This window comes from Cupriavidus sp. FW306-01-F10A, assembly GCF_058782785.1.
This window is the reverse complement of record NZ_JBYSYA010000009.1, coordinates 193326-216665: the sequence shown is the minus strand read 5'-3', so window position 1 is coordinate 216665 and position 23340 is coordinate 193326. Positions and strand designations below refer to the sequence as shown.

General features: G+C 67.7%; 25 protein-coding genes. 9 read left to right on the top strand and 16 right to left on the bottom strand.

The annotated features are described in order from the left end of the window. Positions 1 to 743 precede the first annotated feature (743 nt). From AC3WLF_RS15910 to AC3WLF_RS15870, 9 genes are all read right to left on the bottom strand, one after another. The gene (locus AC3WLF_RS15910; RefSeq protein ID WP_492358488.1) at positions 744 to 1151 is read right to left on the bottom strand and encodes a hypothetical protein; all 408 of its coding nucleotides are present in this window, start codon (positions 1149 to 1151) and stop codon (positions 744 to 746) included. A 130-nt stretch (positions 1152 to 1281) separates the two neighbouring features. Next, entirely contained in the window at positions 1282 to 2469 is a 1188-nt protein-coding gene (bcsZ, locus tag AC3WLF_RS15905) for a cellulose synthase complex periplasmic endoglucanase BcsZ (protein ID WP_492358487.1), read from the bottom strand. Between the two features lie 356 nt (positions 2470 to 2825). Continuing rightward, entirely contained in the window at positions 2826 to 3488 is a 663-nt protein-coding gene (locus tag AC3WLF_RS15900) for a hypothetical protein (protein WP_492320714.1), read from the bottom strand. 11 nt (positions 3489 to 3499) lie between these two features. Further along, entirely contained in the window at positions 3500 to 4492 is a 993-nt protein-coding gene (gene surE / locus AC3WLF_RS15895) for a 5'/3'-nucleotidase SurE (protein WP_492320715.1), read from the bottom strand. 92 nt (positions 4493 to 4584) lie between these two features. After that, positions 4585 to 5610 (bottom strand): 4-hydroxy-2-oxovalerate aldolase, encoded by a 1026-nt coding sequence (dmpG, locus tag AC3WLF_RS15890; RefSeq protein ID WP_035823796.1) that lies wholly within the window; start codon positions 5608 to 5610, stop codon positions 4585 to 4587. 10 nt (positions 5611 to 5620) lie between these two features. After that, positions 5621 to 6529 carry an acetaldehyde dehydrogenase (acetylating) gene (locus AC3WLF_RS15885; RefSeq protein ID WP_492353225.1) on the bottom strand — a complete coding sequence of 303 codons (909 nt, stop codon included), beginning with the start codon at positions 6527 to 6529 and terminating at the stop codon, positions 5621 to 5623. 45 nt (positions 6530 to 6574) lie between these two features. Continuing rightward, entirely contained in the window at positions 6575 to 7357 is a 783-nt protein-coding gene (dmpE, locus tag AC3WLF_RS15880; protein WP_492320717.1) for a 2-oxopent-4-enoate hydratase, read from the bottom strand. Positions 7358 to 7425: 68 nt separating this feature from the next. Then, positions 7426 to 8988 carry a DUF1302 domain-containing protein gene (locus AC3WLF_RS15875; RefSeq protein WP_492356666.1) on the bottom strand — a complete coding sequence of 521 codons (1563 nt, stop codon included), beginning with the start codon at positions 8986 to 8988 and terminating at the stop codon, positions 7426 to 7428. 137 nt (positions 8989 to 9125) lie between these two features. Continuing rightward, positions 9126 to 9914: an SDR family oxidoreductase gene (locus AC3WLF_RS15870; RefSeq protein ID WP_492320719.1), complete on the bottom strand. Its 789-nt coding sequence runs from the start codon at positions 9912 to 9914 to the stop codon at positions 9126 to 9128. Between the two features lie 126 nt (positions 9915 to 10040). Between AC3WLF_RS15870 and AC3WLF_RS15865 the strand changes: the two genes are divergently transcribed. The 5 genes from AC3WLF_RS15865 (at position 10041) to AC3WLF_RS15845 (ending at position 13130) form a co-directional block, all read left to right on the top strand. Then, positions 10041 to 10913: an alpha/beta fold hydrolase gene (locus tag AC3WLF_RS15865; RefSeq protein WP_492356667.1), complete on the top strand. Its 873-nt coding sequence runs from the start codon at positions 10041 to 10043 to the stop codon at positions 10911 to 10913. A gap of 39 nt (positions 10914 to 10952) precedes the next feature. Then, a complete protein-coding gene (locus AC3WLF_RS15860) occupies positions 10953 to 11738 on the top strand; it encodes an SDR family NAD(P)-dependent oxidoreductase (protein WP_492356668.1) in 786 nt (261 codons plus the stop codon). Positions 11739 to 11762: 24 nt separating this feature from the next. Next, entirely contained in the window at positions 11763 to 12140 is a 378-nt protein-coding gene (locus tag AC3WLF_RS15855) for a nuclear transport factor 2 family protein (RefSeq protein WP_492320722.1), read from the top strand. A gap of 13 nt (positions 12141 to 12153) precedes the next feature. Continuing rightward, the gene (locus AC3WLF_RS15850; RefSeq protein ID WP_492356669.1) at positions 12154 to 12807 is read left to right on the top strand and encodes a TetR/AcrR family transcriptional regulator; all 654 of its coding nucleotides are present in this window, start codon (positions 12154 to 12156) and stop codon (positions 12805 to 12807) included. 86 nt (positions 12808 to 12893) lie between these two features. After that, positions 12894 to 13130, top strand: coding sequence for a hypothetical protein (locus AC3WLF_RS15845; RefSeq protein WP_492358486.1), 237 nt, complete (start codon positions 12894 to 12896; stop codon positions 13128 to 13130). Positions 13131 to 13203: 73 nt separating this feature from the next. Here AC3WLF_RS15845 and AC3WLF_RS15840 read toward each other — a convergent pair whose 3' ends face one another. Both AC3WLF_RS15840 and AC3WLF_RS15835 read right to left on the bottom strand, forming a co-directional pair. Continuing rightward, positions 13204 to 14379 (bottom strand): M20 aminoacylase family protein, encoded by a 1176-nt coding sequence (locus AC3WLF_RS15840; protein WP_492358485.1) that lies wholly within the window; start codon positions 14377 to 14379, stop codon positions 13204 to 13206. Positions 14380 to 14421: 42 nt separating this feature from the next. Next, the gene (locus tag AC3WLF_RS15835; RefSeq protein ID WP_492320725.1) at positions 14422 to 15459 is read right to left on the bottom strand and encodes a tripartite tricarboxylate transporter substrate binding protein; all 1038 of its coding nucleotides are present in this window, start codon (positions 15457 to 15459) and stop codon (positions 14422 to 14424) included. Between the two features lie 144 nt (positions 15460 to 15603). Here AC3WLF_RS15835 and AC3WLF_RS15830 point away from each other — a divergent pair, with 144 nt between their 5' ends. Then, positions 15604 to 16503 (top strand): LysR family transcriptional regulator, encoded by a 900-nt coding sequence (locus AC3WLF_RS15830; RefSeq protein WP_436224008.1) that lies wholly within the window; start codon positions 15604 to 15606, stop codon positions 16501 to 16503. A 35-nt stretch (positions 16504 to 16538) separates the two neighbouring features. Here the strand turns inward: AC3WLF_RS15830 and AC3WLF_RS15825 are convergent, their stop codons facing one another. Further along, positions 16539 to 17018, bottom strand: coding sequence for an SRPBCC domain-containing protein (locus AC3WLF_RS15825; protein ID WP_492320726.1), 480 nt, complete (start codon positions 17016 to 17018; stop codon positions 16539 to 16541). 292 nt (positions 17019 to 17310) lie between these two features. Between AC3WLF_RS15825 and AC3WLF_RS15820 the strand changes: the two genes are divergently transcribed. Further along, complete coding sequence (locus AC3WLF_RS15820; protein ID WP_492321055.1) at positions 17311 to 17685, top strand: VOC family protein; 375 nt, start codon at positions 17311 to 17313, stop codon at positions 17683 to 17685. 20 nt (positions 17686 to 17705) lie between these two features. On the opposite strand, the gene AC3WLF_RS15815 is transcribed toward AC3WLF_RS15820, so the two are convergent. Next, positions 17706 to 18416 carry a DUF899 domain-containing protein gene (locus AC3WLF_RS15815; RefSeq protein WP_492321056.1) on the bottom strand — a complete coding sequence of 237 codons (711 nt, stop codon included), beginning with the start codon at positions 18414 to 18416 and terminating at the stop codon, positions 17706 to 17708. 353 nt (positions 18417 to 18769) lie between these two features. Between AC3WLF_RS15815 and AC3WLF_RS15810 the strand changes: the two genes are divergently transcribed. Both AC3WLF_RS15810 and AC3WLF_RS15805 read left to right on the top strand, forming a co-directional pair. Then, positions 18770 to 19726: a D-2-hydroxyacid dehydrogenase gene (locus tag AC3WLF_RS15810; RefSeq protein ID WP_492358484.1), complete on the top strand. Its 957-nt coding sequence runs from the start codon at positions 18770 to 18772 to the stop codon at positions 19724 to 19726. Positions 19727 to 19757: 31 nt separating this feature from the next. Further along, the gene (locus AC3WLF_RS15805) at positions 19758 to 20912 is read left to right on the top strand and encodes a glycerate kinase (RefSeq protein WP_492321058.1); all 1155 of its coding nucleotides are present in this window, start codon (positions 19758 to 19760) and stop codon (positions 20910 to 20912) included. A 50-nt stretch (positions 20913 to 20962) separates the two neighbouring features. On the opposite strand, the gene AC3WLF_RS15800 is transcribed toward AC3WLF_RS15805, so the two are convergent. From AC3WLF_RS15800 to AC3WLF_RS15790, 3 genes are read right to left on the bottom strand one after another with little or no spacing between them, the layout of a single operon-like run. Next, positions 20963 to 21931, bottom strand: coding sequence for a Bug family tripartite tricarboxylate transporter substrate binding protein (locus AC3WLF_RS15800; protein ID WP_492321059.1), 969 nt, complete (start codon positions 21929 to 21931; stop codon positions 20963 to 20965). A 38-nt stretch (positions 21932 to 21969) separates the two neighbouring features. Then, a complete protein-coding gene (locus AC3WLF_RS15795; protein WP_035827066.1) occupies positions 21970 to 22356 on the bottom strand; it encodes a VOC family protein in 387 nt (128 codons plus the stop codon). 19 nt (positions 22357 to 22375) lie between these two features. Next, a complete protein-coding gene (locus AC3WLF_RS15790) occupies positions 22376 to 23329 on the bottom strand; it encodes a hydroxymethylglutaryl-CoA lyase (protein ID WP_492358483.1) in 954 nt (317 codons plus the stop codon). Positions 23330 to 23340: the final 11 nt, after the last annotated feature.

Below are 23340 nucleotides of genomic sequence, written 5' to 3'. Positions count from 1 at the left end.
ACTATTGAACGATCCCCATGCAGGGCGTAGGCCGCCTGCTGCAAACGGCATCGCGGGGACGCCTACGGCTGCTGCGCGGGCTCAAAATGCGCTGACGGTCATTGGGTGCTTGCGCGGAGCGCAGCCGAAGGCGTTGATGCGAGATCGCTGGAGAGCGCGGGCCACTGCCAGCCGCATCGCGGGGACGCCTACGGCTGCTGCGCAGGCTCAAAATGCGCTGACGGTCGATGCGCGCTTGCGCGGAGCGCAGCCGAAGGCGTTGATGCGAGATCGCTGGAGAGCGCGGGCCACTGTCAGCCGCATCGCGGGGACGCTTACGGCTGCTGCGCAGGCTCAAAATGCGCCGACGGTCATTGGGTGCTTGCGCGAAGCGCAGCCGAAGGCGTTGATGCGATATCGCTCGAGAGCACGGGCCACCGCCCGACTTGGGGATCGTTCAAAAGCTGGTTATCGCAGGCACTGTCCCACACTCACATGGCGTTAGCAGGGTCGAACCGCGACCACATTCAAACGGCAAGCACCGCCGCCCATATGACCTACGCCGCGTAATTTATTGCCAGCCGCTAAGGCGACGCGTTCTTTGGTTACTTTCTGTCGCTCGGACAGAAAGTGACTCGCCGGCTACGCCGGCGAAACAGCCACGCCCGCCAAGCGCGACAAGCAACCGTATTGGCACCAAGCCAATAAAGCCATGCCCGCCAAGGGCGACAAGCGAACGCACGGCGTACAACCCCCAGCCCACCTCAATCCGCCAACTCAGGCCACCCCTGCTCCCCAGACCCAGGCAATTGCCGCACCACATATTCATGCAACCGCGACAATTCAAACGCAATCCCATCCGGAAACCCCTGCCGCCCACCCCGCTTATCGATCAGCAGCTCAACCAGGAAAGCATGCAGAGCCGCCGGGTTGGCTGCAAGCGCAGCCAGCTGGTTGCCGATGCGCGCATAGCGGCGGCATAGCTCCACGGGGCGCGCCTCCGCAGGCAGCGACGCCAGCCACCGCATGGCGACATCTGAAAGCAAGGTATCTTCCGGCGACGGCGCTCGCCGCACGCCGCTCCAGTCGGGCTCGGCTTGCAATGGCGGCGCACCGTCCAGTACCTTCTTTGCTTCCTCAACGGTGACGAATTCAAAAGAGAGGGGTTCCATGCCGGCTCCGGAATCAGACCAACGCGCACTGCCGCGCATTAACGCGCATTCTAGCGATTACGGCGCCTCGCAGGCTATCTTGACAGCCATGCCAGCCTCAGCCTTCGTGCGCCTTCTTCGCTAGCGCCTGTCAGCGAGCGGGGCATCCGGTCTCCCATGCGGGGACGAGCGCGCCGTCGCGCGCGAAGCGGAACTGGCCGTCGAGGTAGCCCAGGCCGAACAGCGTCAGCACCTGCGTGTAGTAGCCGGGCGGCTCGCGCTGCGCCAGTTCGCGCGTGCGGCGCGCTTGCGCGCTGGCCTGGCCGGCGCGGCCGAGCGCGGCCAGGAAGGGCGCCACCGCGGCGGAGAAACCGCCGTTGCCTGCGTTGGGGCCGGGCTGGCCGGTCTGCGTATCGACGCGTTCGGGCGGGAAGCCCTTGGCCGCCACGTAGTCCGCCAGCGGTGTGAAGGTGCGCAGCAGCGCGGCGCGCTGGGGCTCGTCGCTGGCCAGCATGCCGGCCCACAGGTAGACGCGGATCGCGTTGTAGGCGCTTTCGGCGTGCGTTTGCGCATCGGGCAGGAAGCCACGCCCGGTCTGGTATTCCACCCAGTCCGGCGCGAAGCCGCGCGGTGCGGTGTCCAGCATCAGCCTGGCCGAACTGGCCACCAGTTGCTGCCAGGCCGGTTCATCGGGCAGCAGCGTGGCCAGCCGGCGCATGACCTGCATCGGCACATAGCTTGGGTTCAGGCGCCAGCGGCGCTCGCTCAGCTTGAACCCCTGCGCGCCGGGCAACACGGTGCGGCCCAGGCTCGGCAGCACCGCCGTTTCCTCGCGCAGGATGCGCCGGGCCATCAGCGTGCCGAGCGCGGTGAAGCGCCGCTCCTGCCAGAGCCGGCCGGCTTCCAGCAGGGTGTAGGCGAGCCACAGGTCGGCGTCCGAGGCCGGGTTGGCATCGATCACGCCCCAGCTGTCCGCGGCCTTGCCTGCCGATTTGGCCTGCTCCGGCGGCAGCCGTCCCCAGATCCAGGCCGGCAGGTGCGCGATCAGGTCGCCCTGGGCGAGGTTGTTCTCGGTCCAGGCAAGCAGCTTGTCGAAGCTGGCGCGGTCATTGGCCGCGAGGGCAAAGAACAGGCCGTAGGCCTGGCCTTCAGACACCGTGGCCTGGTTCTCGGTGCTGGCATCGATCACGCGGCCGTCGGCGCTCAGCAGGGTTCGCCTGAAGGCATCCCAGTCCGCCCACTTGCAGGCCGGGGCGCCGGCAGCCGTGGCGGCCAGCGAGGCACAGGCCAGCGTACCGGCGAGCAGCCATCGGGTCAGGCCCGTCAGCGTGCGCCGCATGTCAGCTCCCGTTGCGCCGTGCCGCCAGCTTGCCGGGCGTCCAGAACAGCGACAGCGCCACCACCAGCCCCGCCATCAGCCCGGCGATCGCCATCAGGCCGGGGAAGGCCGAGACCCGCACCCAGATGGCCGTCGATGGCGGACACCGGCGCCACCGTCACGCGCAGCGACGGCAGGCCGGTCCACTTGCCCATATGCCCGAAAAGCACCGCGCGAGCCACATTTCCTCCGGGTCTAAAAAAAGATTCAGGGGTGATATAAAAAGCAGAAACGCCGCCCCCTGGCAAGGGGGCGGCGTTTGCGGTTGGCAAACCGGCCGCTTCAGGCTGCCTGTTGGCGGCGCAGCGGCAACCGACTCACCCGCAGGTTCCGTCGGCCGCGCACACGCCGCGCACCACCATCTCGCCCATGAAGCCCATGGAAGCCTGGTCGGCAATCGCGTCGCGCAGCGCATCCAGCGCGGCGTCATGGGGATCGCTGGCATTGCCGGCCTCCAGCGGCGTGTCATGCCAGCGCCGGGGTAAGGCAGCGGGGTCGATATCGACCCCGGCGCCTGCCGCCAGCGCGGCCAGCACCGCGGCTTCCGCTTCGGCCATGGCGTCGGCGGACAGGTCCCTGGCGCGCGCCTGCCCGAAACTGTCGAACGCCTGTTCCGGCGGCCCGCCAAACAGCTTCCACAAGGCCAGCTCGGTCAGCGGTGAGCAGTTCACGGTGCGCCCGCCCAGCACCAGGCCATGCAGCCGCAGGCGGTTCGGCTCGCCCTGCGCAAGCCCGCCCTCGCAGCGCACCATCAGCGCGCCGCCCGGCACCTCGGCCAGGCGGAATGCGCCCTTGGCATCGGTGGTTGCGTTGCGCACTTGCCCTTGCGCATCGCGCAACTGCACGGTGGCGCCTGCCAGCGCGGCGCCGACGGCAGCCGTGCCGCTCACTTCCGGCGCATGGCCATCCCCGCATGCTGCGACCGCCGCGACCCCGCATGCGAGCACGAGGTGGCGCCAGGATCTAAGGTCCTTGCCCATGGTTGCTCCGCCTAAGGTGCCAGGGTGGCCAGCTCGCGGCGCGAGCGGTTGAACAGGCCGCGCGCCAGCGGCGTCGGGCGGAAGTCGACGTCAAGCGCCGAGATCGTGATGAACTTGGCCAGGAAGGCCGGCGTCTCCGCGATCCGCGCCAGCGCTGCCGCTTCGGTCTCCGGCGCGCCCACGTCGATCGATACCGTGTTGTCGGCATTGCGCTTGTAGGCGGTGGTAAAGGAATCCACCGTGCCAGGCGTGGTCAGGCGCACGCCGGCAGGGGTTCCGCCGGCAGCGATCGGGTAGTTGATGCTCAGCGGGTGGGCCACCGGCAGCAATGGCTGGCCGGCTGCGCGCGTGGCTTCCAGGCTGGCAATCACGCGGGCCAGGAAGGCCCCGGCCTTGGGGAACGCGGCCACGGTGCTGCCGAAGCCGGTGCGTGCTTCGGTAAAGTCCACGCCAACGCTCAGCGCGATGCCGGGCACGCCGCGGCGCGCGGCGAACAGCACGTTCATCACCGTGCCCGAGTGCGGAATGGAGTCCGACAGGTTCTCGCCGAAATTGGCCCCGGAGACGACCAGGTCCGGCGTGAAGCTGCTTTCCGGCCCGACGATCTTCAGGCCCATGGCGGTGGCGTCAACCGGCGAGCCGCTGCCCAGGTAGTCCGGGTTGGTGGCATTGAGCGCGCCGCCTGCGACGAAGGTGGTCTTGACCCGGTGCACGCAGAAGGTGTCGGCGCTGCCGGCGAGCGGATCGACCACCAGCCGGGTGCGCCCGTCGGGCACGGCATAGGCAGCGCCCGAGCCGCTCTGGTTGCTGGCCGGCCCGACCGTGATGACGCGGTGGCCGGCGTCCTGCAGGGCCTTGCGGACCGCGGTGATGCCAGGTGCGGCGCAGCCGTCGTCATTGGTCAGCAGGATATTGAGCGCGTGCGCGGGGCTGGCCGCGGCGGCGAGTGCCGCGGCCGCGATACCGAGGGTAGCGAGCCGCAGGCGGGTGGGAAGTCGAAGCATGGGAACCTGTCTCCATTCTCTGGTGCGTGATGAAAGCCATGCACGGCCGCGCAGCGGCGCCGCCGGGCTTGATCGAAGCCGGGGCGACAGCGTCACGGCACCAGCAGGCCCCGTTCGCGCGCCAGCGTGATCGCCGTATCCTCGATCATGTCCTCCTGCCCGCCCACCAGCCGCTGCCGGCCGAGCTCGACCAGGATCTCGCGCGCGGGGATGCGGTACTTGGCCTCGGCGCGCTTGGCGAACAGCAGGAAGGACGAGTACACGCCGGCATAGCCCAGCGTGAGCGCGTCGCGGTCGATGCGGATGGGGTGGTCCATGATCGGCACCACCAGGTCTTCGGCCACGTCGGCGATGCGGTAGACGTCGACGCCGGTCTCGATGCCCATGCGCTCGCACACGGCCACCAGCACTTCCATCGGCGTATTGCCGGCACCGGCGCCCAGCCCGGCGGCGGCGGCGTCGATGCGGCTGGCGCCGCAGGCGATCGCGGCGAGCGAATTGGCCACGCCCATGGCAAGGTTGTGGTGGCCGTGGAAGCCCAGCTCGGTCTCGGGGCGCAGCGCCTGCCGCACGGCGCCCAGCTTCTCGGTGACGTCGTGCGGCAGCATGTGCCCGGCCGAGTCGGTGATATACAGGCAGTTGGCACCATAGCTTTCCATCAGCAGCGCCTGCTGCACCAGCGTCTGCACCGGTGCCATGTGCGCCATCATCAGGAAGCCCACGGTATCCATGCCCAGCTTGCGCGCCATGCCGATATGCTGCTCCGAGACATCGGCCTCGGTGCAGTGGGTGGCGACGCGGATGGTATGCACGCCGATCTCATGCGCCATGCGCAGGTGGTCGACGGTGCCGATGCCGGGCAGCAGCAGCGCGGAGACGCGCGCCTGCTTCAGTTCGCCCAGCACCGCGCGCAGGTATTCCTCGTCGCTGTGCGCGGGGAAGCCGTAGTTGACCGAGGCGCCGCCCAGGCCATCGCCGTGGGTGACCTCGATCAGCGGCACGCCGGCGGCGTCCAGCCCGCGGGCAATGCCTTTCATCTGTTCCAGCGAGATCTGGTGGCGCTTCGGGTGCATGCCGTCGCGCAGGGTCATGTCGTGCAGGGTGATGCGTTGGACCATGGCTGGCTCCTCAGGCGTTGGCGGTTTCTTGCGCGCTGCCGGCGCGCATGGCGGCGGCGATGCACTCGGCGGTGCGGGCCGCCGAGGCGGTCATGATGTCCAGGTTGCCGGCATACTTGGGCAGGTAGTCGCCCAGGCCCTCGACCTCCAGGAAGATCGACACGCGCTTGCCGTCGAACACGGGGCCGTTCTTCAGCGTGTAGCCGGGCACGTACTTGCGCACTTCGGCAATCATGTCGTGCACCGAGGCGGTAATCGCGGCAACGTCGGGCGCATCGTCGGTCAGGCAGTGGATGGTGTCGCGCATGATCAGCGGCGGCTCGGCCGGGTTGATCACGATGATGGCCTTGCCCTGGCGCGCGCCGCCCACGGCTTCGATCGCGCCCGCCGTGGTGCGCGTGAACTCGTCGATATTGCGGCGCGTGCCGGGCCCGACCGAGCGCGACGACACCGTTGCCACGATCTCGCCATAGGCCACCGGCTGCACGCGCGAAACCGCATACACCATGGGGATGGTGGCCTGCCCGCCGCACGTGACCATGTTGACGTTCATCTCGTTGCTGCCGATATGGGCGTCCAGGTTGACCGGCGGCACGCAGAACGGCCCGATCGCCGCCGGCGTCAGGTCGATCACGCGCACGCCGCGCGCGGTCAGCTTGGCCGAGTGCTCGGCGTGGGCGTAGGCGGAGGTGGCATCGAAGGCGATGCGGATATCGTCGGCCTCCAGGTGCGGCAGCAGGCCGTCGATGCCGTCGCTGGTGGTCTTCAGCCCCAGCTCGCGCGCGCGCGCCAGGCCTTCGGATGACGGCTCCACGCCGACCATCCAGACCGGTTCCAGGATGTCGCTGCGGCGCAGCTTGTAGAGCAGGTCGGTGCCGATATTGCCGGGCCCGATCAGGGCACATCGGATCTTGTTCATGGGGTCTCGCTTGGCAAAGTCAGGAAGTCAGGAAAGTCGTGGAAGTCAGCGGAACACGGCGCTGCAGCCGCCGATGCCGGTGATATGCATGGACAGCCGGTCGCCCGCCTGCACCGGAATCAGCGCCGCCAGCGAACCCGACAGGATGGTCTCGCCGGCCAGCAGCGGAATGCCGAAGCTGCCCAGGGTGTTGGCCAGCCACGCCACCGCGTCGGCGGGATGCCCCAGCGCGGCGCTGCCAAGCCCAGTGGCCACGCACTCGCCGTTTTTCTCAAGCGTCATCGCGCATGCGCCCAGGTCCAGCGCGTGCGGGCTGACGCGTTCCGCGCCGAGCACATAGACGCCGCAAGACGCGTTGTCGGCGACGGTGTCCTCGATGCGGATGCGCCAGTCCCGGATGCGCGAATCCACGATCTCGAAGCAGGCCGCCACCGCTTCGGTGGCGTCGAGCACATCGGCGCGCGTCACGCCCGGGCCGCGCAGGTCGCGCCGCAGGAAGAAGGCAATCTCGCCCTCGGCGCGCGGCTGGATCAGGGTATCGGTGGAGATGGGCTGCCCGGCGGCGTACTGCATGCTCTGCAGCAGGATGCCGAAGTCTGGCTGGTGCACGTCCAGCATCTGCTGCACGGCCGCGCTGGTCACGCCGATCTTCTTGCCGGTGACGCGGTCGCCGGCCGCCAGCCGGTGGGCGATAAAGCCTTGCTGGATGCGATAGGCAGCGTGGACGTCGAGCCCCAGTCCGCGGCCGCTGAGCGGCGGCACCGGCGCGCGCGTGACCAGCGCATGGTGGAGTTCATTGCTGAGCGTGGTGATCAGGTCGGCGTTCATGGCAGGGGAGGGTCGGGCCGCGCTGCCGCGGCGGCAGCGCGCCGCGGCAGTTCGGGTCAGGACAAAGGTCAGAACGAGTACTTGGCGTTGAAGGCCACGTAGTCGCGGTCAGCCAGCGGACGGTTGGCGATGTTGGGCCCGCCGATGAACGCGGCGTAGGTCAGGCTGAGCTCCAGGTTGTTCAGGTACTTGAAGGTCAGCCCCACGCTGGCGCGCTTGTCGCCATAGCCCATCAGCGTGCCGAAGGCGCCGGCCACCGCCGACTGGCCGCTGAACTGCTGAGCGTAGGTGAGTGGCACACTCATGTCCCAGCCATCGAACACATTGTTGTAGGTCAACGACCAGCCCACCTGGAACGCCGCCGAGTTGCGGGTGTTCGACAGCTTGCTGAAGCCCATCACCGGGTCCACGTCCAGCACGTGCAGGTAGGCGACTTCGCCCAGCAGCGTCTGCGAGTCGGCCAGGAAGGTCGGGCCCACCGAGTAGATCGCGGAGAGCTGGCCCTGCAGCGCCTTGCCGCGCGTCGCGGTGGGCGAGCCGGCCACGTCCACCAGCATCGGCACGCCGTCCTTGTAGCTGACTTCACCGGCGACGTTGGCGCCCAGCACCTGCGTGGAGAAGCTGGCGCCGGTCAGGTTGATGCCGCCGTAGAACTTCTGCTGGTACTGCAGCGTGGGAAAGAGCGAGGTGACCACGCTCGGGTTCTTGTCGTGATAGCGCAGCTGGTACAGCCCGATCTCGGTGCTGTCAAATACGCGGAAGCGCGCGCCCACGCCCCATTGCCCCCAGTCCGAGGGGCGGATATCCGGGCCGCGCGGGATGTTGAAGCCGGGCCCGATGATGAACTCCGCGCCCGGGCCGACCACGTCGGTGGAGCTGAAATAGCTGCCCGGTGCGAAGATCTGGTTCGGCTTGTAGGTGAACTGGTAATAGCCCATCACGCTGAATGCCGGCGTGACCTGCAGCTGCAGCGACGCCTGCGGCACCGGCAGCAGGATGTCCTTGACCTCGGCGCCCGGCACGAAAGCCTTGGTGGCATCGGCAGGCCCTTGCGCGCCGGCGATATTGGCGAAGAACAGGCTCTCGCCCCAGGCGACCACCTGGTTGCCCAGCTTGAAGCTCAGCTGCGTGCTGCCGATCGGCGCCGCGCCATAGACATAGGCATCGAGCAGTTGCGCGCGGTGCTCGTGATAGTCCTGCGCCGAGTTGGTGAACTGGTTGAACGGGCCGCTATGGTTGACCGTGAACGGCGCGTTGTTCGAGTTGGTGCCGCTGTAGGCCCAGTCCTGGAACACGCTGCCGCGCACCAGCGCGCCGAAGACGTCGTGCTTGAGATGCGCTTCACCCAACAGCGAGACGCGGTTGGCGATCATGTCGCCGCGCTTGAAGTTGCGGTTGCCATCGTCGCCGTTGATGTTGGCGGGGCTCAGCAGCGTGTTGCTCTGGTGGCCGGTGCGCACCGCCGCGCCGTAGGAGGCGGTGACGCTGTAGTCGAGCGTGGTGTCGTGGCCAAGGTCGATGGTGTCGCCGGCCCTCGCTGGCGTTGCAAGCAGCGCGGCCAGTGCCGCCGCGGCAGCGATTGGCCGCAGCCGGCTGCGGCGTTTCAGTGGGCCGAGTTGTGGATGGTGCATGGTGGTCTCCCCGTGGTGTCGGTGTTGGTTCGTTGCCTGGCACTTCGAATGGCGCTCGCCTGGTCGCAAGCGTAGAGAGGGCCAGCCATGCACAAATCGGCAGAACGGACTAGGCGGTTTCCCTACAGGCGGGCCGCTCAGCCGCGATTGACCGAGGCCGCGTCGAGAAAGGCCGGGCGCTCGCCGCCACCGTCGATCACGAGATTGGCGCCCGACACGTACGACGCCTGCGGCGATGCCAGGAACAGGCACGCGCCGGCGATGTCGTCCGGATGCGCGAGCCGGCCCAGCGGCACCGTAGCGGCCATGGTGCGCAATGCCTCGGGGTCGCCGTAGTGCTGCTGCTGCGAGGTCTCGGTCAGCACCACGCCCGGGCTGACCGCGGCAACGCGCACCTTGGGCGCCCATTCCACCGCGAGCGTGCGCACCGCATTGAGGATGCCGGCCTTGGCGGCGCCATAGGCCGCCGTGCCGGGCGAAGGACGCAGCGCGCTGACGCTGCCGACGAACAGCTGCGTGCCGCCGCCGGCCTGTTGCTGCATGCGTGCATTGGCGCGCTGCGCGAGCTGCAGCGGCGCTACCAGGTTGAGCCGGATCACCGATTCCAGCAGCCGTGGCGAGGCCTCCGCAACCAGCGCGAACGGCGAGCCGCCGGCGTTGTGGATGACCACGTCGAGCGTCGGGCTGGCCTGCGCGATCTGCGCCAGCATGGCATCGACCTGTTCGATGTCGCGGATGTCCGCCGGGATGAAGCGGGCGCTGCGGCCATCCGCGGCCGGCACTTCGCTGTCGTCGGCGGGCGCGGTGCGGCCGCATACGAAGACCTGCGCGCCGGCGCGCAGGAAGGCCTCACTGATGGCGCGGCCGATGCCGCGCATGCCGCCCGTGACCAGCACGGTCTGGCCGGTGTAGTCGAATCCTGTCATGGGTCCCCCTTGATGCATGGAGCGCCCATCGTAGGAGAAGTGGCCGTCCGGATCGTAGTCCGAATGAACGATGCCCGCGCTGGCGGCGCTGCGCAATATGCTGGGCAAACCACGGGAGACGCCCTCATGTCCGCTACGTCACAGCACACGCCTTTGTCCCCACACCCGAACCTGCCGGTCGGGCGCTTCGTCACCACGTCAACGGGCCTGCGCCTGCACTGCCTGGACTCCGGCAGCGGCGAGCCGGTGGTGTTTATCCACGGCAGCGGGCCGGGCGCGAGCGGGCACAGCAACTTCCGCCACAACGCGCCGGCCTTCGCCGAGGCGGGCCTTCGCACCGTGGTGGTGGACCTGCCGGGGTATGGCCTGTCGTCCAAGCCGGACGATGTCGAGTACACCCTGGACTTCTTCGTCGGCGCGCTGCGTGAGCAGTTGCTGGCACTGGAGCTGCCGCGCTGCGTGCTGGTGGGCAATTCGCTTGGCGGCGCCATCGCGCTGAAGTACGCGCTGGACTTCCCGGAGCATGTCAGCCGCCTGGTGATGATGGCGCCCGGCGGCGTGGAAGAGCGGGAAACCTATTTCCAGATGGAGGGCATCCAGCGCATGGTGTCGCTGTTTACCGGCGGCCACATGAACCCGGACACCATGCGGCAGCTGCTGCAACTGCTGGTGCACGACGCCAGCCTGGTCACCGACGCGCTGGTCGATGAGCGCATGGCGGTGTGCCGCGAGCAGCCGCGCGAGGTGCTGGCCACCATGAAGGTGCCCAACCTGACCGAGCGGCTGGGCGAGATCCGCTGCCCGGTGCTTGGCTTCTGGGGCACGGAGGACCAGTTCAATCCCGCCTCGGGCGCCACCAAATTCCTGGCCGGCTGCGCCGACGCGCGCTTCGTCATGATCAACCGCTGCGGCCACTGGGTGATGGTCGAGCACGCCGCTTATTTCAACCGTGAATGTCTCGGCTTCCTGGCGGATACCGCCCAGGGCGGGGCGGCATAATTGGCTCGCACGTCCACACAAGAAGACCCAGGAGACATCATGGAATACCCGTATAGCCTGTTCGACCTGCGCGGCAAGGTTGCCACCATCACCGGTGCCGCGCGCGGCATCGGCGCGGAAACCGCCCGCGTGCTGGCGGCGGCCGGCGCGAAGGTCGCGGTACTAGACGTGCTGGAAGCCGACGGCAAGGCCACCGCGGAAGCGATCTGCGCCGAAGGCGGCGAGGCCGCGTTCTGGAAGCTCGACGTCACGAGCGAAAGCGACGTGAAGCGCGTGTTCGCGGAGATCGCGGCGCGCTTCGGCGGCCTCGGCATCCTGGTGAACAACGCCGGCATCGAAGGGCCCAATGCGCCGACCCATGAGCTCGCGCTTGAGCAATGGCAGCAGGTCATGGCCGTGAACGTCACCGGCACCTTCCTGTGCACCAAGCACGCCATCGGTCACATGGAGCGCGCCGGCGGCGGCGCCATTGTCAACGTGTCGTCGATGTACGGCATCGCCGGCGGGCCGGACGTGCCGCCTTATCACGCATCCAAGGCCGCGGTGCGGATGATGGCCAAGACCGATGCCATGCTCTATGCCGGCAAGGGGATTCGCGCAAACTCGATCCATCCCGGCTATATCCGCACGCCGATGCTCGAGCACGTGGCCCAGGCCTCGGGGCAGGGCGAGGCGCTGTTCGACTACCTGGGCGGGCAGACCCCCGCGGGCAAGGTGGGCCAGCCGCGCGACATCGCCGCGGGCATCCTGTACCTGGTGTCCGACGCCGGGCGCTATGTCACCGGCGCCGAGCTGGTGATCGACGGCGGCTACACCGCACGCTAGAACCACCAGACAAGGAGAATCCCCATGCCCGATAGCGCCGCAATGAAAGCCACGCTGCTCGCCTATGCCGAGCGCTTCAATGCCGGTGACGCGCAGGGCGTTGCCGCGCTCTACGCCGACGATGCCACCGTCGAAGACCCGGTCGGCGCGCAGCCGATCGCCGGCAAGCCGGCCATCCTGGCCTTCTACCAGCACACTACCGCGCTGGGCGCGCGCCTGGAGGTGGTGGCGCCGCCGCGCGGCTCGCACGGCGACGCCGCCGCGCTGACCTTTGCCGTGCACGCCCGCCTGGAAGGGCGGCCGGCCCGCATCGACGTGACCGACATCATGACGTTCGGCGCAGATGGCCGCATCCGCAGCATGCGCGCCCACTGGGGGCCGGACGACGTGCATTTCCTGTAGGCCCGCCGCGCCCATGGCCCGCCACACCCGCGAGGATGCCGCCGTCACGCGGACGCGCATCCTGGCCAGCGCGCTGCAACTGATCCGGCACCGCGGCCTGCATTGCGTCACCGTGGACGATGTGGCCCGCGCCATCGGCATGACGCGCGGGGCGGTCTACGGGCATTTCCATTCCCGCACCGAGCTGCTCGGCGCGCTGCTGTCGTGCGCCGAAGCCGACTTCGCCGCCCGCCTCGCGCCGCTGGCGCAGGGCCGCGCCGGCAGCGGACCAGGCGCGCTGGAGCAGGCGCTGGCCGCCTTGCTCCATGGCGATGACCTGGCGCGCCATGTCAGCCTGCTGGCGGCGCTGCTGCAGCACAAGTGCGGCGACGACTGCGAGCTTTGCCCGCTGCGCGCCCGCGTGCTGGCGGGCGTCGAGACCCTGCGCGCGACCTTTGCAGACCTGCTGCCGGCCCCCGGCCTGGCCAGCCTGCTGGTGGCGCACCTGTGGGGCCTGCTGAGCGCGCACGCCATGCACCTGGCGCCGTCTGGCCTGTCCGGCTGTGCCGCGGCGCTGGCCCGGCTGTATCAAGGGCCCGATGTGCCGCAGCATCCGTCCCTGTCCACCATCCCCTCCTGTCGATCCGACGCCACTTTCGATCCGGCGCTGCTGCGGGATACCCCTTAGTCTGCTCGGACGAAGCGTTTCGGGCCGGCGCTGACTACGATGCTTTCAAAAGCATGGAAACCCAGCAAGGGTGCGGAGGAGACAGCATGAAGCGGCTCGGATTTCGTTGGGCGGCGGGCCTGGCCGGGGCCGGCGCCGCGATGGGCGCGGCCTGGGCGATTGCCGTGGGCGGCGACCTTGCCACCGCGCATGGCAGCCAGGACGAGATGCCCGCTGTCAGCGTGGCCTCCGCCGACGTGGCGCAAGACCACTGCAATGACGCCTGCGTGCGCAGCCGCGGCACCGCGGCGTTGGTGGTGCTAAGCCAGAGACCTCCGCATTGACCTGTCGATCGACCTGCCTATGCAGGTCGATCGACGGGCCAGTCCCTAATCGCCGAAATAGCGATCTGCGACCTCAGTCGATCAGGAAGCGTTGCGTCAGCAGCGCCCAATAGGCCGCGCCGATGGCGACGTTGTCGTCGTTGAAGTCGTAGCCGGGGTTGTGCACCATGCAGGCGCCTGCACTGTCTCCATCGCCGTTGCCGATCAGCAGATAGCTGCCGGGGCAGCGCTCCAGCATGAAGGCGAAGTCCTCGCTGCCGGGCAGCGCCGGGCCTTGCGGCACGACCTTGTCCGGCCCAAGCAAGGCGAGCGCCGTCTGGCGCGCGAATTCCGTCTCTTCCGGAGTGTTGACGAGCACCGCATAGCCTTGCCGGTAATCGATCTCGGCGCGCACGCCGTAGCTTTCCGCCTGGGCCTGCACCAGGGCCTTGATGCGCCGCTCCAGGGTGGCACGCACGTCGCGGTCGAGCGCCCGCACGCTGATTTCCAGCGTGGCTTCCTGCGGGATCACGTTGTTGGCCTTGCCGGCATGCATGGCGCCGACCGTTACCACCGCCATCTGCAGCGGGTCGACGTTGCGCGAGACCACGGTCTGCAGGGCCAGCACGATGCCGGCGGCGGCCACCAGCGGATCGGCTGCCCGGTGCGGCAGCGCGCCGTGGCCGCCCACGCCTCTGACCGTGACGGTGGCGTAGTCCGACGAAGCCATGGTGGGACCGTCGCGCAGCACCAGCCGTCCCTGCGTGATGCCAGGCATATTGTGCATGGCGAAGACGGCGTCGCAGGGATACTTCTCGAACAGCTCGTCCTGGATCATGCGCACGGCGCCGCCCATGCCTTCCTCGGCCGGCTGGAAAATCAGGTTTAGCGTGCCGGAGAACTGCGCTTCCTGCGCCAGGTATTCCGCGGCGCAAAGCAGCATGGCGGTGTGCCCATCGTGCCCGCAGGCATGCATGACGCCGGCATGGCTGCTGGAGTAGGGCAGGCCGGTCGCCTCGCCGATCGGCAGGGCGTCCATGTCGGCGCGCAGGCCGAGCCGGCGCGTGCCGCTGCCGCGCCGCAGCCTGCCCACCACGCCGGTGCCGCCCAGCCCGCGCTCCACGTCGTAGCCCCATTGGGCGAGGCGCTCGGCCACAGCGTCGCTGGTGCGGTGCTCCTGGAAGCCAAGTTCCGGATGCTGGTGAATGTCGCGGCGCAGCGCAACGAACTTGTCCGCGCGGGAGCGCAGCGATTCCAGGATGGCGTGCATGGGATTTCTCTCCTCTCTATATGCGATGGCATTGGCGTTGTGTCATTGCGGCTGCAGCCCGATGGCCTTGGCCAGGCCGCGGTAGCGCGCCGTCTCGCCTTCGTAGAAGCGGGCCGCCTCCTGCAGCGTCATCGGCGTGGCCACGGTCTGCATCTGGGCTTCCAGCCCGGCGCGCACGCCGGGATCCTTGAGGACATTGCCGAGCGCCAGGTTCAGGCGCTGCACCACCTCGGGCGGGGTTCCCTTCTTCACCATGAAGCCGGTCCAGATCGTGAAGGCGAAGTTCTTCAGCAGCTTGCCTTCGCCGATGGTGGGCACATTGGGCAACAGCGGCGCCCGGGTGGCGCCCGCGGTGGCCAGCAGTTTCAGCCGTCCCTGCTGGGCCATCGCGCCGAGCGCGGCGTTGAACGGCACGATGGCGAAGTCGAGCTGGCCGCCGCCGAGGTCCTGTACCAGCGGCGCCGCGCCCTTGTAAGGGACGTGGGTCATCCTGGTGCCGGTGAGCTGCTGCATGTGCTCGACCAGGATGTGGTACAGCGAGCCCACTCCCACGCTGCCGTAAGACAGCGGCTTGTCCTTGCGGCTGCGCGCCAGGGCGATCAGTTCGTCCGCGGAGTTGGCTTCCAGGTCCTTGCGTGCGATCAGTGCCAGCACCGCGGTGGAAATCGGCTGCACCAGCTGGAAGTCCTCCGCCTGCAGCTTGACCGCGGCATTGGCCAGCGGAGACAGGATCACTTCGTTGGGAGAGCCCTGGAACAGGTAGTAGCCGTCGCCCGGCGCCGACAGCACCTTTTGCGCGCCGATGGCGCCGCTGACGCCGCCCAGGTTCTCCACCAGCACGGTCTGGCCGAGCTGCTTGCCGACGGGCTGGCTCAGCACGCGGGCGATGGCGTCGGAGGCGCCGCCGGCGGGATAGGGCACCATCAGTGCGATCGGCTTGGCGGGATAGGACGCCCCGGTCGCCCCCGCGGCTGCGGTCGCGCCGGCCGCGCCGGCGCAGATCGGGCTGGCCAGCACGGCGGCAAGCAGGCCGCCAGTCAGCCTCGTCAGCGGGCGGCGCAGGCATTGTGTGAGGGTCATCGTCGTCTCCTGATCATGGATGCCGCGTCTGTCTTGTTGCCCCGGCGGGACGCACGGCTGGCAGCCATGTTAGGAAGGTGGCAACCTGATGTCCAATGCATCATTTTTCTCATTATCATTACAAGATTGCATGCGAGGACGGCGATGAACCTGATTCAGCTCAAGCACCTGATCGCGTTGGCGGAGACCGGCTCGTTCAGCCAGGCCGCCGCGCGGCTGCATCTGACGCAGCCGGCACTCAGCCGCAGCATCCAGGCCCTGGAAGCGGAGCTGGGCATGCCACTGGTAGACCGCATCGGCAAGCGCAACGAACTGACGCCGTTCGGGCAGCTGGCGCTGGAAAGGGCACGGCGCATCGCCTTCGAGGCTGGCGAGCTCAGGCAGAGCGCGCTGGCGTTGCAGGCCGGCCAGGCGGGCACGCTGCGCATCGGCCTGGGATCCGGGCCGGGCGCCATGCTGATGACGCCGTTGCTGGTGCATATGGCCAGGCACCATCCCAGGGTCAGGCTGACCATTTCGCGCGGCGCGACCAATCTGCAGCTTCAGCAGCTACGCGCCCGCGCGCTTGACGGCGTGGTCATCGATCTGCGCTCGCTAGTGCCGGGCCCCGACCTGCGCGTGGAGCGGCTGCCGGACCTGCGCGCCGGCTTCATGTGCCGCAGCGGCCATCCGTTGTGCAAGCTGCGCCGCGTGAGCTTCGACGATCTGCTGGCCTATCCGATCGCTTCCAGCCCCCTGTCGGACGAGGTGGCGCGCATCCTGATCGCCCACTTCGGGCCACGCGCGCATCCCGACCAGATGGTCACGCTGCGCTGCGAGGAGATCTCCAGCCTGGTGGAAGCCGCCCGCATCACCGATGCGGTGTTCCTCGGCATCATCGCCGCCGCGCGCGAGCCCATGGCAAGCGGGGAACTGGTGGAGCTGGCATTGACGCCGCCCTTGCACACCAGCGCGCAGTTCGCGCTGATCACCTTGCAGGGACGGACCGAGACGCCCGCAATGGAGATGCTGCGGGCATTCATGGCGGAGAGGATGCGGGAGTAGCGGCGCTCCCGCCCACGCGTACAGGCAATGACCGCTCAGCGCAGGCCAGCCTGCCGTTGCGCATTCAGCGCTTCCGCGCGCGCCTTGACGTCGCGTGCCACCTGGTCGAACCCCTGCTTCACCCAGGCACCGTGCTCGCGCATGATGGTCTCCGCATTCAGTCCAAGGAACAGGTCAGTGGTGAAGTAGCGGGTGCGCCCGGGCCCGATGGCTTCCAGGTACTGGTCGCGCCGGGCGGCATCCTTGTTCTCGTCGGTGGGGCGCTGCTCCCACGAGAGCAGGCGTTCCGGCTCCCACGCCACCAGGTACTCGTTGACCGGGATGACCTGGTCAGTGCCGGGGATGCGCACCTGCATGTACACCATGTCGCCGAGCCGGCCGGTGGTCTCCAGCCCAGGGCAGAACGCATTCCATTCCGCGTAGCGCGCAAAGTCGGTCAGCACTTCCCACACCAGCGCTACCGGCGCGTCGATCTCCACCTGGATCGACGTCACGAGATTCTCTGCTTTGGCCATCGGCCCCTCCTTCATGAAAGTCATTGGGAAGGGACACACTAGAGCCGTGTGACTGCGGTTCGCATACCCCGAACGGACGAGTCCGGGTGGACGAAGGCGATGTTGTCGAGGTCAGGCAGATTGAGGCTTGCCCCGAGCGCGCTGTCCGGCGGCGGCGACGCGCGGCGGGGTCTCAGTCTCCAACTGCTGTGAGCTTGGTGCCGGCCATCCGGGATGGCTGGCATTTTTTTTGGTTCATCGTCAAACTCTGGGGTCGGGCCGCGCGCAGGGCCCACACACTTCAGGAGAACCCATGTTTGACCACGTCAAATTCGGAGTCAGCGACTATGCAGCGAGCAAGGCGTTCTTCCTCAAGGCACTCGAACCGCTCGGCGTAGCGGTTGCCTCGGAGGGGCCGCCGGTGTACGGTGTCGAGCTTTGCCCAAAGGGCAAGGCTTCATTGTGCCTGTTCCAGACCGAGGAAAAGCCGGCGCATCTGCACCTGGCGTTCACTGCCGAGAATCGCCGGCAAGTCGAAGCTTTCCATCGCGCGGCCCTGGAGGCGGGTGCCAAAGACAATGGGGCGCCTGGTCTGCGGCCGCACTACCACGCCAACTACTACGCAGCGTTCGTCATTGGTCCGGACGGGCACAACATTGAAGTGGTTTGCCACCAACCCGAGGCCTGACCCTGCCATCAGAGGGACGATCATTTCCCCTCGGGGTATTCCAGCTCCGGATACCAATCCGCCCCCCGGCCTTCCGGCGTGGTGTCCAGCAGGGTCCACAGCGGATCCAGGTCCGGCGCACCGCGCGGGTCCTGACCCGGGTCGACCGAGAGGGCATACATCTCGCTGCTCCAGAAATGGCGGATCTTGCCGTCCCGGCGCGTAAACACCGAGTAGCCCGGAACGTCGGCATCCTCGGGGCTGACATAGTCGCGGGTGAAATCGCCGTCGACGTCCGCATAGACCTTCAGCTTGGTCCAGCCCCGCGCCTTCTTGGCGGCGACCAGGCGCTCGATGGGCGAGCGGGCGATCATCGCCAGCGCCACGCGCTGCTCGATGTCCGGAACCTTGTGATCCCACGACGCCATCACTGACGTGCACATGGGGCAAGGCTGTTCCCGCTGCGGTCCGAACATATAGCTGTAGATGACCAGGGTGTCCTTGTCGCCGAACAGTTCGGCCAGCGTGACCGGACCGCCTTCTCCCTGGAAGGTATAGCGCTTTGTCACCTCGCCGCCCGCGGGCAGGCCGCGGCGCTGTTCGGCCACGCGCTCGATGTGGCGCCGCAGCTCGATTTCCTCCGCGAGCAGCGCATTGCGCGCCTTGCGGTACTCCGCGCTTTCATTGGGAAACCGGACGGGGTTTTGTTGCGCCAACTCGGTTGAGGGAATGAGTCTTGCAGTGGTGTTCATGTCGGTCCTCCTGCCAGGATAGATACCGCGAATGGCCGGGGAATGTGATGCCGTCGCGCTGCGTCGGCGTTTCCGCGGCCCTCTCGTAGTTCGTGTCAGCCCGGGCCGAAATGTTCCGCGCCATGCAGGCCCGATGCTGCCCGTGGCGTGGCCATTGCCTTTCCATTTGAGAAAGGAAGGTGGAGAAAGCCGCGATTCCAGCCTGGCCCGCCTTCCCCTCATCATGTCTGTGGCGCAGCAATGCGGCAGATGCCTGCCGCCCCTCGACCGCAGCCCGTCCCTACGCGCCAGTGCGATGAGCCGTGCCTCACATCGGCACGCCGCGGGCGGCCCGCAAACCTGGAAGTCATGCAATGAAGATCGTATTCCTGGACCGTTCCACCATCTCGCCGCAGACCACGCTGCGAGCGCTGCCGTTCCCGCATGAGCTTGAACTCTACGGGGAAACGGCTGACGAGGACGTCGCCGCGCGCATCGCCGCCGCGGACGTGGTCATCACCAACAAGGTGAATCTGGATGCCCGCCAGCTTGAGCAGGCAACGAACCTGAAGCTCATCGCCATTGCGGCGACCGGCACCGATGTTGTCGACCTGCAAGCCTGTGCCGCCCGCGGCATCGTCGTCTCCAATATCCGCAACTATGCCGTCCATACGGTGCCGGAACATACCTTTGCCCTGATCTTCGCGCTGCGGCGAAGCCTGGCCGCCTACCACGATGCGGTCCGGCGCGGCCGCTGGCAGGAATCCGGATCCTTCTGCTTCTTCGACTACCCGATCAAGGACTTGCACGGGTCGGTGCTTGGCATCGTCGGCGACGGCGTGCTCGGCCAGTCGGTGGCCAGGATGGCGAGTGCGCTGGGCATGCAGCCGCTGTTTGCGGCCCACAAGGGACGCGAGGGCATGGGCCCGCTCTACACGCCTTTCGACGAGGTGCTGCGCCGCAGCGACATCATCACCTTGCATTGCCCGCTGGTGGCGCAGACACGCAACCTGATCGACACCGCGGCGTTCTTGAAGATGGAACGGCGCCCGTTGCTGATCAACACTGCCCGAGGCGGGCTGGTCAACGAAGCGGCGCTGGTGGAAGCGCTGCAATCCGGAAAGGTGGCGGGGGCAGGCTTCGACGTTGCGACGCAGGAACCGCCCGGCGCGGAACACCCGTTCCATCAGTTGAAGGATGCGCCGAACTTCATCCTGACCCCGCACGTTGCATGGGCCAGCGACGAGGCCGTGCAAGGCCTGGCCGACCAGCTTATCGACAATATCTGCGCCTTCGCGCAAGGCGCGCCCAGGAACGTGGTGGCCGCATGACGTGCCCGCCGGACGAAGGATGGTGCCGACAATGAAAGCAGCAGGACTCAAGGTGCTGGTTGCACCTGACTCGTTCAAAGGCAGCCTCAGTGCGACCGAGGTGGCGGATCGCATCCGCGCCGGCATCCGGCGTGCGGTGCCTGGTGCGGATGTCACCGTGGCACCGATTGCCGATGGCGGCGAAGGTACCGCAGAAGTCCTGGCGGCCACGCTTGCGGGCGTGTGGGAAGCGGTGGTTGCCACCGATGCCAATGGCGTGCCAAAGCCGGTGCGGTACTTCCGCGGCCGCACGCAGGAGTTTGGCGAGCTCGCGATCGTCGAGGTGGCTGAAATCGTCGGCCTTCCGCACGCCCTGCTGGCGCCGGGGCAACGCACGACCAGGGGCATCGGCCATGTCATCCGCGCGCTCGCTGAGCGCAGTGTCGATACCATCGCGATCGGGCTGGGCGGATCTTCCACCAATGACGCAGGTGCCGGCCTGCTGGCGGAAACCGGCTTTCGCTTTACCGATGCGCAGGGCAACGCATTGTGGCCAACCCTGGATACGCTGGACGCGATCTGCGCCGCAACGTATCAGCAGCCTGCGCAGCTTGGCCGGGTCCGGCTGCTGGGCCTGTCCGACGTCAACAATCCGCTCTGCGGGCCAAACGGCGCGACCTTTGTCTTCGGCCCGCAGAAGGGCGTGCAAGACCTGGCCGCTGCGGATGCCCGGCTGGAACGGTTCGCAAAGCGATGCGCGGCCGTCGTCGGGCTGGATGTTGCCGATGCGCAAGGCAGCGGCGCCGCCGGCGGCATCGGCTTTGCGTTGCGCCTGCTCGGCGCCGAGATCGTTCCCGGCGCGGCCTTTGTGCTGGGTGCCGCCGGCCTCGGTGCAGGGCTCGGCGCCTTCGATTGGGTCATTACCGGCGAGGGACGGTCCGATGCGCAGACCATGATGGGGAAAGGTCCTGCCATGATCGCGCGCATGGCGCGCCAGGCTGGTGTGCCGGTGACGCTGCTCTCTGGCGCCGTCGAGCCCGATGCCGGACTGGCCGAAGCCTTCGACGGATGCATCTCGATTCAGCAGGGGCCGGTATCGATCGGCTTTGCGATGGAGCATGCGGCGGCATTGCTTGAGGATGCTGCATGCCAGCTTGCGCGCCTGTATGTCGCCGCCGGCCGGCAGGAAAATCGCCTGGGCGTATAGAAAAAAAGGGTCTCCCCACCCCGGGGAGACCTTCCACGCATCGAAGATACTTAGTCCGCGCGAATATTCGATGTCTTGACCACACGCGACCAGGACGCCAGTTCCTGATCGACGAACTTGCCCAGTTCCTGCGGCCCCATGTAGGCAGCGAAGGCACCTTGTTCCTCGATCTTCTTCCTGTAGGTGTCGCTGGCCACGATCTTTTTCACCTCCTGGGACAAGCGCTCGACGATGGCCGGCGGTGTATTCGCCGGTGCAAACAGTGCAAACCAGGATTCCACCTCATACCCTGGCAGCCCAGCCTCCGCGGTGGTCGGCACATTGGGCATGGAGGGATGGCGCTTCGGTCCGGCATAGGCAAGCGCCTTGATCTTGCCCGCCTGCACATGCCCGATCACGCTCGGCGGGGTCGTGATGAACATGTCGACCTGCCCGCTGATCAGGTCGGTGACCACGGGCCCGGCGCCCTTGTACGGTACGTGCGTCATCGGCACTTTGGTCTGCCGCGCCAGCATCTCGCCGGCGATATGCTGGATCGAGCCATTGCCGGACGAGGCATAGAACAGGCCCTTGCCATTGCTTTTGCCGTAGGCGACCAGTTCGGCTATCGATGTCGCGGGCAGCTTGCCGCTGACGGCGATGACGTGCGGCGCGCGCATGACCAGCGCCACCGGGACGAAGCTGGACGGCTTCCAGCGGATCTGCGGGAACAGCGCCGGATTGCCGACGTGGTAGCCGGAATACTGGAGCAGCAGCGTATAGCCGTCCGGCGCCGCCCGCGCCACGGCTTCGGTGCCGATATTGCCGCTGGCGCCGGGCTTGTTGTCCACCACCACGGGCTGGCCAAGCGCGGCCTGCAGTTGTTCGCCGACCAGGCGGGCAACGATATCGGTGGATCCGGCCGGTGCGCTGGGCACCACCAGGGTGACCGGCTTGGTGGGATAGGCGTTGGTGCTGTGGGCCGGGGCGGCCGCAGCCAGGGCCGCCAGGGCGGCCGCGGCGATCGTCATGCGTTTCATGGGTGTCTCCTCCGTCGTTTTGTCGGGTTGGCCGATCTTCAGTCGACCAGTTCTGATATCTCGATCAGGTTCAGGTCCGGATCGCGCACGTAGACCGAGCGGATCTTCTGCGTGGCGCCGGTGCGTGCCACCGGTCCTTCGACAATCGGCCACTGGCATCGCTGAAGATGGGCGATGACGTCGTCGAGCGGGACCGAAGCGATAAAGCAAAGATCGAGTGCGCCGGGAACGGGCAGGTGTGCCTTGGGCTCGAACTCGGCGCCGCGCTGGTGGAGGTTGATCTTCTGGTTGCCGAAGCGGAAGGCCAGGCGACCGTTGCCGAAGGTTTCAGGCTGCATCTGCATGACTTCGGTGTAGAAGTGCCGCGTGGCTTCGAGGTCAACACAGGTGAGCACCAGATGGTCAAGATGGTCGATCAGGGACATGATGGTTTCCAGGTAGATGTCAGGGCTGGAAGGCCCGCTGTTCGGGGATCGCGTCGGCGGCCGGCATCGGATGCAGGTCGAGGCGGCGGCCGGCCTTCAGCAGCTGGCTTGGGACGTCATGGCCGATCAGGCCCCGCAGGCGCGCGGCGGCATCCAGGATGGCTGCCAGGTCGACGCCGGTGTCATAGCCGTCCAGTTCAAGCATATGGACGAGTTCTTCGGTGCAGACATTGCCGGTCGCGCCCGGCGCATACGGACAGCCACCGAGGCCGCCCAGCGAAGCGTCGAAGCGGTCGATGCCCTGCTCCAGCGCGGCGAGCGTGTTGGCCAGCGCCAGGCCCCGGGTATTGTGGAAATGCAGGGTCAGCGCCAGGCTGGGGAACTGCCGCCGCGCGGCCTCGCACAGCCTGGCGACCTGCGACGGGAACGCCATGCCAGTGGTATCGCACAGCGTCACGCCGTGAGCCCCCAGGTCGGCGAAGCGCTGCATCCAGCCCAGCACGTTTTCCAGCGGCACGTCGCCTTCCATCGGGCAACCCATCGCGGTCGACAGCGAGATGTTGATCGCGGTCGGCGTCTCCTTCACCACGCGGATGACGTCGGCAAGCTGGGCAAACGATTGCTCGCGCGACATGCGCAGGTTGGTGCGGTTGTGGCTTTCGCTGACCGACATCACCAGGTTGACCTCGTCGACCTGGCAGGAAAGCGCGCGCTCGGCGCCGCGCACATTCGGCACCAGCACCGTGTAGACCACACCCGGGCGCCGCGCGATGCGATGCATCACCGCTTCCGCGTCGCGCAGCGCCGGGATCGCCTTGGGCGAGGTGAAGGAAGTCACCTCGATCCTGGCGTAGCCGCACGCGCTCAGCGCGTCGATCAGGGCAACCTTGTCATCGGTCTCGACAAAGCGGGCCTCGTTCTGGAAGCCGTCTCGCGTGGCGACTTCATGTATGTAAACCTTCCTGGCAGTCATGCCGGTCTCCT

Coding starts and splice junctions, on each gene's coding strand:
- AC3WLF_RS15910 (WP_492358488.1), bottom strand. CDS start 1,151: ATGGAACCCCTCTCTTTTGAATTCGTCACCGTTGAGGAAGCAAAGAAG.
- bcsZ (WP_492358487.1), bottom strand. CDS start 2,469: ATGCGGCGCACGCTGACGGGCCTGACCCGATGGCTGCTCGCCGGTACG.
- AC3WLF_RS15900 (WP_492320714.1), bottom strand. CDS start 3,488: ATGGGCAAGGACCTTAGATCCTGGCGCCACCTCGTGCTCGCATGCGGG.
- surE (WP_492320715.1), bottom strand. CDS start 4,492: ATGCTTCGACTTCCCACCCGCCTGCGGCTCGCTACCCTCGGTATCGCG.
- dmpG (WP_035823796.1), bottom strand. CDS start 5,610: ATGGTCCAACGCATCACCCTGCACGACATGACCCTGCGCGACGGCATG.
- AC3WLF_RS15885 (WP_492353225.1), bottom strand. CDS start 6,529: ATGAACAAGATCCGATGTGCCCTGATCGGGCCCGGCAATATCGGCACC.
- dmpE (WP_492320717.1), bottom strand. CDS start 7,357: ATGAACGCCGACCTGATCACCACGCTCAGCAATGAACTCCACCATGCG.
- AC3WLF_RS15875 (WP_492356666.1), bottom strand. CDS start 8,988: ATGCACCATCCACAACTCGGCCCACTGAAACGCCGCAGCCGGCTGCGG.
- AC3WLF_RS15870 (WP_492320719.1), bottom strand. CDS start 9,914: ATGACAGGATTCGACTACACCGGCCAGACCGTGCTGGTCACGGGCGGC.
- AC3WLF_RS15865 (WP_492356667.1), top strand. CDS start 10,041: ATGTCCGCTACGTCACAGCACACGCCTTTGTCCCCACACCCGAACCTG.
- AC3WLF_RS15860 (WP_492356668.1), top strand. CDS start 10,953: ATGGAATACCCGTATAGCCTGTTCGACCTGCGCGGCAAGGTTGCCACC.
- AC3WLF_RS15855 (WP_492320722.1), top strand. CDS start 11,763: ATGCCCGATAGCGCCGCAATGAAAGCCACGCTGCTCGCCTATGCCGAG.
- AC3WLF_RS15850 (WP_492356669.1), top strand. CDS start 12,154: ATGGCCCGCCACACCCGCGAGGATGCCGCCGTCACGCGGACGCGCATC.
- AC3WLF_RS15845 (WP_492358486.1), top strand. CDS start 12,894: ATGAAGCGGCTCGGATTTCGTTGGGCGGCGGGCCTGGCCGGGGCCGGC.
- AC3WLF_RS15840 (WP_492358485.1), bottom strand. CDS start 14,379: ATGCACGCCATCCTGGAATCGCTGCGCTCCCGCGCGGACAAGTTCGTT.
- AC3WLF_RS15835 (WP_492320725.1), bottom strand. CDS start 15,459: ATGACCCTCACACAATGCCTGCGCCGCCCGCTGACGAGGCTGACTGGC.
- AC3WLF_RS15830 (WP_436224008.1), top strand. CDS start 15,604: ATGAACCTGATTCAGCTCAAGCACCTGATCGCGTTGGCGGAGACCGGC.
- AC3WLF_RS15825 (WP_492320726.1), bottom strand. CDS start 17,018: ATGGCCAAAGCAGAGAATCTCGTGACGTCGATCCAGGTGGAGATCGAC.
- AC3WLF_RS15820 (WP_492321055.1), top strand. CDS start 17,311: ATGTTTGACCACGTCAAATTCGGAGTCAGCGACTATGCAGCGAGCAAG.
- AC3WLF_RS15815 (WP_492321056.1), bottom strand. CDS start 18,416: ATGAACACCACTGCAAGACTCATTCCCTCAACCGAGTTGGCGCAACAA.
- AC3WLF_RS15810 (WP_492358484.1), top strand. CDS start 18,770: ATGAAGATCGTATTCCTGGACCGTTCCACCATCTCGCCGCAGACCACG.
- AC3WLF_RS15805 (WP_492321058.1), top strand. CDS start 19,758: ATGAAAGCAGCAGGACTCAAGGTGCTGGTTGCACCTGACTCGTTCAAA.
- AC3WLF_RS15800 (WP_492321059.1), bottom strand. CDS start 21,931: ATGAAACGCATGACGATCGCCGCGGCCGCCCTGGCGGCCCTGGCTGCG.
- AC3WLF_RS15795 (WP_035827066.1), bottom strand. CDS start 22,356: ATGTCCCTGATCGACCATCTTGACCATCTGGTGCTCACCTGTGTTGAC.
- AC3WLF_RS15790 (WP_492358483.1), bottom strand. CDS start 23,329: ATGACTGCCAGGAAGGTTTACATACATGAAGTCGCCACGCGAGACGGC.